Origin of the sequence: Thalassolituus alkanivorans (genome assembly GCF_020447205.1) — a bacterium.
In the GTDB taxonomy this organism is placed as follows: domain Bacteria; phylum Pseudomonadota; class Gammaproteobacteria; order Pseudomonadales; family Oceanobacteraceae; genus Venatoribacter; species Venatoribacter alkanivorans.
Window position 1 is genome coordinate 301,733 of record NZ_JAJAEL010000049.1, and the last position, 9,542, is coordinate 311,274.

Here is a 9,542-nt window from a genome sequence, read left to right on the forward strand (position 1 = left end):
TATGCCCGATGCTGGCTTTTGTGTCGTGCTGATATAAAGGTTTTTTATCACCGGGCGCAGCCGTTACTATAGGCGCCGCTATTTTTCTCTCAGAGTTGTTACCAGTTTATGTCTGTTGAATCGAACATGTTCAGTACATTGACCTCATGGTGGGATGGGCAGAGCCGTGATCTGCATGGTCTTCAGCGTGAGGGGGCTGATGGGGCGCCGTTACTGCATTTTCTGCATGGTAATGGTTTCAGTGCTCACACGCTGGTGCCTATGGCGGATGCCCTACCGTCGGACTGGAATCTGTTGCTGACTGATGTGCCGGGGCACGGTGGCTCGCAACAGCCTGCGCATCATATGCCGGACTGGCTGCGTATGGCACGCCGGGTTGGTGATGCTCTGGAAGTGCGTAATGGTGGCCGTAAGGCCATTGGTATCGGCCACTCAATGGGTGGGGTTATGACGCTGATGTTGGCGGCTGAGCGCCCGCATCTGTTTGAGCGCATCATTCTGCTTGACCCGGTATTGTTCTCCGCTGAGATTCTGCTGTTTCAGCGTCTGGCCCGTAAAACCGGCTTATGGAAGCGCGGTGCTCTGGTGAAAGCCGTGCAGGGGCGCCGTTCGGTCTGGCCGGATGCGGCCAGTCTGCGTCAGGATCTGCAGCGTAAGTCTTTGTACCGTAACTGGGATGTTGCAGCACTCGAAGGTTTTATTCTGGGAGCAACGAAGCCGACCTCAGAAGGGCTTGAACTGGCCTGTAATCCTGCCTGGGAGGCCGCCATCTTTGGTTCTTATCCGCGAGGGTTGTGGCAGGCAGTGCACCGGGTGAGGGTGCCGGTGGATATTCTGGTGGCTGCTGACAGCTATCCGTTTATTCTTAAGTCGGCGCGCAAAGCTGCTAAAGCCAATCAGCATATCCGCTTTGAAATGGCGCCGGGCAGCCACTGCTTCCCAATGGAACAGCCTGAACAGACGGCTCAGCGGATTAAAGAATTGTTGGCCATAAACCCCTGAAAGTGGTTGTCTCTTAAAACCTTTGTCAAATAAATAAGGGTAAGCTATTGTGGCTTAACCATTTGACCTAATAAAAGAGAACTACGAGTAGGATTTATGAACATGGAGATTCAGGCAGCGCTTGATGTTGCCGATGAAACTGATTCATTTCTTCAGATTACCGACGTCATTTACGACAAGGAAGCTGAGTCAGGATTTGAAGCGCTGACGGATGCAGAGAAAACCGTTTTTTGTATCGATAACCTGTTAAAGGAAATGGAAAACGGTGGCTTCGTTCAGTTTATCCACCACGACGTAGGAGCGTATGCAGAGGAAACTCTCGAAGCGCTGGAGAAAATCAAAGCAAAGGGAACATACACCCTGCTGGAGCGTTTGATTGCTTTATTTGATGGGAAAAAAATCCCGAAAGATGAAGACGAGCGTATTCAGATGTTCGATCATATTGAAAGCGAATACGCTGATGATATCGCCGAGCTTGATGACCGCTTTTATGATGTGGGCGAGAATCTGGTTGGGCTGACGCTGCTGTTTGTCAGTAAAAATCTCAAAGAGTTTCGCTGAACTCAAAGCCGGTGATCTTTTGCCGGCTTTTTTATTTCCCTGATCAGTGGATGTGGGCTGCTATGATCCGATGGCTTGTCCGGCGCCGGCAGAGCTTTGGTTATGCTTTTTCCGGTCTGATCTATATGCTGCGTACTCAGCCTCATGCGCAGGTTCATCTGCTGGCTGTAGTCGTGGTTGTGTCAGCGGGCTGCCTGACTGGTCTGGCACCGGCAGAGTGGACTGTGCTTATTTTGTCGATGGCTCTGGTGTTGTCACTTGAAGCCATGAATACGGCGCTGGAAGCACTGGCTGATGCGCTCCATCCTTCCCATCATCCTCTGGTTGGCAAAGCCAAAGATCTGGCCGCAGCTGCAGTACTGGTATCAGCATTGGCATCTGTTATTATCGGCACGCTGATTTTTATTCCGCACTGGCTGTCGTGATATCAGAAATGCGGGTATTTGCATCTGAAGTACGGCCAATAAAAAACGTCAGTTAACTATTAATAAAAACAAGTACTAAGGAATTCTCCCATGATGCGTATCTTACTGGGCCTCACGCTGGCTCTCGGCCTGATATTCAATGCGAACGCCAGACAGTTAGAAGGTGCTGAAATAGCTGAGCAGCTGACCCTTAACGGTCAGGAGCTGACTCTCAATGGTGCTGGTGTCCGTTCAAAATTCTTTCTTGATGTATACGTTGCGGCACTGTACCTCGGCAATAAAAGCAATGATGCCGCGGCAATTATCGCTGCCGATGAGCCAATGGCCATTCGTCTGCATATTGTGTCCGGTATGATCAACAGCAAGCGTATGTCGGAATCCACCCGTGACGGCTTTGTACGTTCAACCGGCGGCAACCTTGCACCTATTGAAAATGATGTGGAGGAGCTGATCAAGGCGTTCCGTGATGAGGTAAAAGAAGGCGATGTTTATGAGCTGGCTTATACCCCGGAAAGCGGTGTAACCGTTTATCGTAACGGTGAAGAGAAATCGAATGTTAAGGGGCTTAAGTTCAAACAGGCTCTGTTTGGTATCTGGCTGTCTGAAGATCCGATCCAGAAATCTCTGAAAAAGAGCATGATTAACGGCTGATACGCCGGGCATAAAAAAACGGGCTGCGGCCCGTTTTTTTATGCCTGTGTATTCTGATCAGGGCAGCGGCTTTTGTATTGGTGGTGTGGTTTGGTGGTGTTTGGTCAAATAAGGACAGTTTGTTCTTTTTATGCGGAAAATCCGGATAATTTGTCTGCTCTGTATTGGGCAGCATGAAAGCCGAATGTAAATTTGTCCGCAAATGTTGCAGTGATATCAATATTCGGGAATATAGCCCCGGCTTTTTTGTCTGACTGGCAGCATCTGGCTCTGCTGCTTGTCTTGCTGCGGTCTTGGCTTATCGGCCGGATGTTGCTTAACTCTGTTATATACCTCAAGGACGTAAACGGTTGCTGAACTTAATTATCATTCCCGGTGGGGCTGGCTGTGAGTAATAACGAAGCAGCTTCTTCACCTGTGTCGGTCGACAGCTTCCTGCCTGAGCGGATTGTTCTGCTTGTGGTTGATGATGATGAAGCCGTGTTGCAGGTTACCCGCCTCGTACTTTCCCGTTTTCGCTATAAAGATCGCCCGCTGGAAATACTGGAAGCCTGTAGCGCAGCTCAGGCTTCGGAGCTTCTGGCTCTGCGTCCTGATGTCGCAGTGATTTTACTGGACGTGGTGATGGAGAGTGATGATGCCGGTCTGCGTCTGGTCGGGCATATCCGTAATCAGTTGAATAATCATCGTATCCGAATTCTCTTGCGTACAGGTCAGGCTGGGTATGCGCCTGAGCGACAGGTGGTGCAGGATTATGACATTAACGATTATCTGGTTAAATCCGATGCTACTCAGGGGCGGATGTTTTTATCGCTGACGGCGGCTATTCGCAGTTACAGCGATATTCTGCGCGCAGAAGAATTGGCGCGGCGTGTTGCTGATGCCGAACATCAGCGTCGGCTTGCTGATCAGGCTTCGCTGGCAAAGACGGATTTTCTTGCGCATATGAGCCATGAAATCCGCACTCCGCTGAATGGTGTTGCTGGTATTGTTGAATTGTTGTCTGCAACAGACTTGTCGGCAGAGCAGGCAGAGCTGTTGCAGGATCTGCGTTATGTCAGTTCAGCACTGCTGGATATTGTGAACGATGTACTGGATGTTGCCAAAATAGAGGCCGGTAAGCTGGAACTGAATGTTCACGACTTTAATCTGCCGAAATTACTGGAAAAGGTCAGTGCTATTTTTGCGGCCGGCATGCAGCAGAAATCTATCCGCTTTCAGGTTGAATGCACTGCAGATCTGGTGACCTGGGTGCGCGGTGATGCTCAGCGCATTCAGCAGGTGCTTATTAATTATCTCAGCAATGCTTTTAAATTTACCCCCGAGGGCGGCCGGATTACTCTGCGGATCACCTGTGTGAACGTTGCCGGTGGGTATGAGCTGATAGCCGAGGTTGAAGATAATGGCAAGGGTATCCGTGCAGAGCGTCTGGCCGATATTTTTAACGCCTATGAGCAGGAAAGTGTTCAGACGGCAAGTCATTACGGCGGCACGGGGCTGGGGCTGAGTTTATCGCGCAGTCTGGCCACGTTAATGGGAGGCAGTGTTGGTGCTGACAGTGAGTTTGGGCATGGCAGCCGTTTCTGGCTGCGTGTGCCGTTGCAGCCCGGACATGCTATTGATGATGCGGCGGCAGATAACGCTGATCAGGATGGGGCTCTTGCTGGCTGGACGATTCTGGTGGGTGAAGATGATCCGACCAGTCAAAAAATCATCCGCAGGATTCTGGAGCAGGCAGGGGCGCAGGTCGAATTGTTTGCCGATGGTCAGTCGTTATTGGAATCGGGGTCGTATATCTGCGCGGATGTAATTTTGCTTGATTACCATATGCCGCAACTGAATGGTCCGGCCACGGCCAGACGCTTGCGTGAATCCGGTTACAGCAAGCCTTTGCTGGCACTCACTGCAGGTATTGTCGATGCCGAGCGGGAACAATGTCTGCAGGCGGGTATGGATGATGTGCAGGGCAAACCACTGGATCGGCAGCGCCTGATCCGGTGGTTATTACAGGCCCGCTAGCGGGCCGGTCTGGTTCAGTCACTCTGACGCTTTTCGCCCATACGGGCAATGGCTTCCAGGCGGGCAATAATGTCACCATTAACGCTGCCGGCCGGAAATTCCCCTTTGCTGTTCATTTTCCCGGCCTTGCGTTTCATCAGGATTTCAATCGCCTGATCGACATGGGTAACGCAGTGAATATGGAAGTTTCCTGCGGCAACGGCTCTGACCACATCGTCATTGAGAATTAAATTCAGGCGGTTGGAGGCGGGAATGATAACCCCTTGATCGCCGTTCAGGCCGCGCGCGGCACAGAGGCGGAAAAAGCCTTCGATCTTTTCATTTACGCCACCAATAGCCTGGACTTCGCCATACTGGTTGACCGAACCGGTAATGGCGTAACTCTGCTCAATCGGAGAGTGAATCAGTGCTGAAATAAGACAGCACAGTTCGCCCAGTGAGGCGCTGTCGCCGTCGATGTATCCGTAAGACTGCTCCATGGCGATATGCGCCGAAATGGCCAGCGGAAAGCGCTGGGCGTAACGGTTGCCGAGAAATCCGCTGAGAATCATCACCCCTTTGGAGTGAATTGCCTGGCCGAGAGAGACCTCACGCTCAATATCGACCACGCCTTTGCTGCCCGGATAAACGGTTGCGGTAATACGTGCCGGCGAGCCGAAACTGGTATCGCCCAATGACATTACGGTTAAGCCATTAATTTTACCGATGGCTTTGCCGCTGGTTTCCAGCAGTACAGTTCCATCAAGCATCTGCTCGAACAGCTTGTCATAAACCCGTCCGGTGCGTTCAAACTTAGCCGCCAGAGCACGATCAATATGATCGGCGCAAATCAGTTCGTCCTGAGCCAGTTGGCGAATAAAGTCGGCTTCAGCAAGCAGGTCGAATTGCTCACCAATGCGGGCGCTGAGAACATCCTGCTGCTCTGCCAGGCGTGCGCTGTAACGGACCATACGTACCACGGCGCTCTGATCCAGATCGGCATAACCCTGTTCTTCGATGCGGCTTTTCAGCAGGCGGGCATAAGCCAGCAGATGGTCATCGTTAAGCGGCAGATCGCTGTCAAAGTCGACAACGGCACGGAACAGACGCTTAAAGTCTTCATCGTATTCCTGCAGCAGGTAATACACCTGGCGGGAGCCGATCAGAACCAGTTTGAAATCCAGCGGAATAACCGCTGGCAGCAGGGTGGTAGTGTTGATCAGACCCATTTCGGAGTAGGGCGACTCCATCTTCAGCTGGCGGGATTGCAGTGCGCGTTTCAGTGCGTCCCAGACCAGAGGTTCAGACAATACCTTTTCCGCATCCAGAATCAGGTAGCCGCCATTGGCTTTGTGCAGTGCGCCGGGGCAGATGCGCTGGTAGTTGGTGACCAGTGCGCCCTGTTCATTGGCGTATTCGATACGGCCAAACAGGTTGGCATAGCTTGGGTGTGGTTCGTAAATGACGGGGGCGCCGCTGTTTTCCACATGATGTGTGGCGATATTGGGCATCAGCGATTCTTCAAGACTGCTGCGTTTAACGTATTCTTCACGTAATTCCAGCAGGCGTTCCTCGACCAGTTCTTCCAGGACCAGTCTGGGCAGGTGTTCTTCCATGTCCTGCAGGTAAGCCAGCAGCTTTTCATGGCCTTCAAAGCGATTGCGGATCGGTTCGATCAGCGGTGTGATCGCATTTTTGATGGTTTCCTGATTCAGCTGGCGCAGGTCATTACTGCTTTCGCGTTTCCATTGGGGCAGTTCGGCCAGCTGATCGCTGAGCATCTGTTCCAGCTCGGCGATGTTGTTATGGAAGCCTTCACGTTCTTCTTCGCTCAGTTGGGCGAATTCAGTTTCGTCGAGCGCCTTGCCTTCGCGCATGGGGGTAAAGCTGATGGCACTGGAGTCTCGGTAAACCGCAACACCACGCTTATGTGCCTCACGTTCGACATGCTCAATGGCTTTGTCATAGCGCCGGTTGAAAACGTAATCAATGGCCGATTTTTTCTGCTGATAGGTCGGGTGTTCAAGAGCGGCCGGAAAGGTGGCCAGCAGCTGATCAATCAGTTCGCTGATCTGCTGGCGGAATATACCGGCCTCCTGAGGCAGCATTTCTACGGCCTGAGGCTCCCGCGGGTTGCGGAAATTATTAACGTAGCACCAGACGCTGGGTGTCGCCTGACGTTTTGCTTCGCTTTTCAGGTAATCGCGCACATAGGATGAGCGGCCGGTGCCGGTCTCACCCATCACAAAAATATTGTAGCCCGGGCGCTGCATCGCAACGCCAAACTGAATCGCATTGACCGCTCTGTCTTGTCCAAGAACCCCCTGAAAAGTTTCCAGTTCGCGGGTGTCGGCAAAGGTCAGGGCAGATGGGTTGATGCTTTGTGTCAGGGCGGAAGCGTTAACAGCAGTTTGGGATTTGGCCATTCGGAGTCGTCAATATCGGCGGATAAAGGCGGTACAGTATTGAGAACAGCGGTGCTTGGCAAGTCGGCCGGCGTTGCAATTCTGCCGTCGCTGGTGATAATTGCGCCGCTTTGACTATCGCGGGGGATGCATGTCCGTTCAGCCAGAAGACAGAACTACTATTGATATGTTTGCCCCCGGTCGTCCGGGCCGGCCACGCAGTAACCCGTATGAGCGTTCGCAGCAGTGTCGGTTTAACAAAAGGACCCAGCGCCAGCGTGACAAGGAGCGCGGTCTGCACCGGCTGGAGGTGAAGCTCGATGCGCAGGTGGTTGGGCGTCTGGACGAGGTTTGCGCGGAGCTGAATCTGGCAAGGGCGGATGTCCTGGAGCTGGCGCTGAAGCATTGGCTGCATTTGTGATTTTTCAGTCTTAAGCGGTATTTGCCGTTGTGGCGCAGCTGGTCAATTGCATTACTGTTCCTTTGTTCACTAAACTGAACTCATACCAACGGATACGTATTAACGAAAGGATATCGTTGTGCATGGAATGCGAACGGGCATTATCGGCCTGACCCTTCTTTTATCACTGACTGCCTGCGTAAGTGGTGGCCAGGCAAAGACGTCTGCTGCCATGACTGATGCGCCAGCACCTGGCGATCTGAATCAATCATCTGGCCAGCTGAGTCTCAATCCCGTGCCGCTCTATGGCATGCCTGAGTTGTCATTGGGTGCGGAGTGGCAGAGTGGCAATGATCCGCTGCTGCAATTATGTGATCTCCGCAAGCGTCAGCTCGATGCAGACAAACCATTGGTGCTTTATCTTGATGGTGAGCATGAAATATTAACGCTGCAGCGTTCAGATGCGGTTGCCGGCGCTTCTTGCGGCTATTTTGTGACTACGCCGGATCAGCTGGACCGCATTGCCAGTCGTCAGACGGTTATGCTGCGGGTTTACTTTGCCGGTCAAACCGTTGAACAGCGTATTTCGGGAACTATGTCGGATTATTTTTCACGCCCGAAAATGCTGGGGCCACAGCAGCGGCTGAAGCGTTTTGTTGATGCATTGCAGGATTTAAATCTCAGCAGTGCGCTGGTCGATGGCTGAAAATCAGATAACTGCTTGATATCTCAATGAGTTTTCGCTAATGTGCCGCCACCTGATGTTCATCGGGTCGTTATGGTGGCCTCTGCTGGTCCCCTCGCAACGATACGCCGCGAACCCCGCCAGGCCCGGAAGGGAGCAACGGTAGTGGCTGACTCGTGTGCCGGGGTGTGGCTGGTAGAGGTCATCTCCAAATTCTCCTGACTTTCCCCTCCTTACAAGGTATTATGCGCCTCATTGCGTAATCTCTGGTGCTGGAAAATTCATGAGTTATCAAGTACTTGCTCGAAAGTGGCGACCACGTTTCTTTGATGAAATGGTGGGGCAGGAGCATGTGCTGAAAGCGCTCATTAATGCCCTCAATGAGCAGCGCCTGCATCATGCTTATCTGTTTACCGGTACCCGCGGAGTCGGTAAAACGACCATCGCCCGGATTCTTGCCAAATGCCTTAATTGCGAGCAGGGCATCAGTGCACGTCCCTGTGGTGAGTGCAGTGCCTGCCGTGAAATTGCCGAAGGTCGCTTTGTTGACCTGATTGAAGTCGATGCCGCATCGCGCACCAAAGTCGAAGACACCCGTGAACTTCTTGATAACGTTCAGTATGCGCCAAGCCGGGGCCGCTTTAAGGTTTATCTGATCGACGAAGTGCACATGCTGTCGACCCACAGTTTTAATGCCTTGCTGAAAACGCTGGAAGAGCCTCCCGCGCATGTGAAGTTTCTGCTGGCCACCACTGATCCGCAAAAACTGCCGGTGACCGTGCTGTCACGCTGTCTGCAGTTCAGTCTGAAAAATATGACCCCTGAGCGCATTGTCTCTTATCTGGGTAAGGTGCTTGAGGCTGAAAAAATCGGCTATGAAGAACCTGCTCTGTGGCAGCTTGGCCGTGCAGCACAGGGCAGTATGCGTGATGCGCTCAGTCTGACTGATCAGGCAATTGCCTATGGTGAAGGTCTGGTGGGTGAGGCTCAGGTTAATGCCATGCTCGGCACCATGGACCGTGGCCGTCTGTTTAAAATGGCTGAGGTTATGGCCAGAGCCGATGCCGCGGAGGTCATGAACGAAGTCGCGGCCATGGCTGAGCATGGTCCGGATTACGATGAAGTTTTGCAGGGGTTGCTGACCATATGGCATCGCGCAGCTCTGGGGCAGGTCGTTCCTGACGCTATCGAGAATTCTCAGGGTGATCGTGAGGCGATTCTGCAACTGGCAATGGCCATGCAGCCGGAAGATTTACAGCTGTATTATCAGATTGCCCTGAATGGCCGTGCTGATCTTGCACTGGCACCGGATCCGCGTCAGGGTTTTGAAATGATTCTGCTGCGTATGTTGGCTTTCCGCCCGGCGCCTGCGGCTCCGCTGGAGCTGGATCTGGAATCGGCACTGCAAAAAAAAA

General features: G+C 52.5%; 9 protein-coding genes and 1 other RNA gene. 9 read left to right on the forward strand and 1 reads right to left on the reverse strand.

The features are described 5' to 3' along the window. Positions 1 to 126: 126 nt before the first annotated feature. The 5 genes from LGT44_RS19380 (at position 127) to LGT44_RS19400 (ending at position 4,658) form a co-directional block, all read left to right on the forward strand. Positions 127 to 1,002, forward strand: a complete 876-nt coding sequence (locus tag LGT44_RS19380; protein ID WP_230332047.1) for an alpha/beta fold hydrolase — start codon at positions 127 to 129, stop codon at positions 1,000 to 1,002. 96 nt (positions 1,003 to 1,098) lie between these two features. After that, a complete protein-coding gene (locus LGT44_RS19385; protein ID WP_145468848.1) occupies positions 1,099 to 1,563 on the forward strand; it encodes a DMP19 family protein in 465 nt (154 codons plus the stop codon). A gap of 62 nt (positions 1,564 to 1,625) precedes the next feature. Next, positions 1,626 to 1,988, forward strand: coding sequence for a diacylglycerol kinase family protein (locus LGT44_RS19390; RefSeq protein ID WP_230332048.1), 363 nt, complete (start codon positions 1,626 to 1,628; stop codon positions 1,986 to 1,988). A gap of 90 nt (positions 1,989 to 2,078) precedes the next feature. Further along, entirely contained in the window at positions 2,079 to 2,639 is a 561-nt protein-coding gene (locus LGT44_RS19395; RefSeq protein ID WP_230332049.1) for a chalcone isomerase family protein, read from the forward strand. Between the two features lie 387 nt (positions 2,640 to 3,026). Then, the gene (locus LGT44_RS19400) at positions 3,027 to 4,658 is read left to right on the forward strand and encodes a response regulator (protein ID WP_230332050.1); all 1,632 of its coding nucleotides are present in this window, start codon (positions 3,027 to 3,029) and stop codon (positions 4,656 to 4,658) included. 14 nt (positions 4,659 to 4,672) lie between these two features. Here LGT44_RS19400 and LGT44_RS19405 read toward each other — a convergent pair whose 3' ends face one another. Then, a complete protein-coding gene (locus LGT44_RS19405; protein ID WP_225692789.1) occupies positions 4,673 to 7,063 on the reverse strand; it encodes a Lon protease family protein in 2,391 nt (796 codons plus the stop codon). 130 nt (positions 7,064 to 7,193) lie between these two features. On the opposite strand from LGT44_RS19405, the gene ybfE reads away from it, so the two are divergent. The 4 genes from ybfE to dnaX form a co-directional block, all read left to right on the forward strand. After that, complete coding sequence (ybfE, locus tag LGT44_RS19410) at positions 7,194 to 7,463, forward strand: LexA regulated protein (protein ID WP_225692788.1); 270 nt, start codon at positions 7,194 to 7,196, stop codon at positions 7,461 to 7,463. 211 nt (positions 7,464 to 7,674) lie between these two features. Continuing rightward, positions 7,675 to 8,148 (forward strand): hypothetical protein, encoded by a 474-nt coding sequence (locus LGT44_RS19415; RefSeq protein WP_230333679.1) that lies wholly within the window; start codon positions 7,675 to 7,677, stop codon positions 8,146 to 8,148. A gap of 83 nt (positions 8,149 to 8,231) precedes the next feature. Next, an RNA gene (gene ffs, locus LGT44_RS19420) (signal recognition particle sRNA small type) lies at positions 8,232 to 8,328 on the forward strand. Positions 8,329 to 8,410: 82 nt separating this feature from the next. Continuing rightward, on the forward strand, positions 8,411 to 9,542 hold a 1,132-nt coding region (gene dnaX, locus LGT44_RS19425; protein ID WP_230333681.1), incomplete at its 3' end, for a DNA polymerase III subunit gamma/tau.

Coding starts and splice junctions, on each gene's coding strand:
- LGT44_RS19395 (WP_230332049.1), top strand. CDS start 2,079: ATGATGCGTATCTTACTGGGCCTCACGCTGGCTCTCGGCCTGATATTC.
- LGT44_RS19380 (WP_230332047.1), top strand. CDS start 127: ATGTTCAGTACATTGACCTCATGGTGGGATGGGCAGAGCCGTGATCTG.
- ybfE (WP_225692788.1), top strand. CDS start 7,194: ATGTCCGTTCAGCCAGAAGACAGAACTACTATTGATATGTTTGCCCCC.
- LGT44_RS19385 (WP_145468848.1), top strand. CDS start 1,099: ATGAACATGGAGATTCAGGCAGCGCTTGATGTTGCCGATGAAACTGAT.
- LGT44_RS19405 (WP_225692789.1), bottom strand. CDS start 7,063: ATGGCCAAATCCCAAACTGCTGTTAACGCTTCCGCCCTGACACAAAGC.
- LGT44_RS19390 (WP_230332048.1), top strand. CDS start 1,626: ATGATCCGATGGCTTGTCCGGCGCCGGCAGAGCTTTGGTTATGCTTTT.
- LGT44_RS19415 (WP_230333679.1), top strand. CDS start 7,675: ATGACTGATGCGCCAGCACCTGGCGATCTGAATCAATCATCTGGCCAG.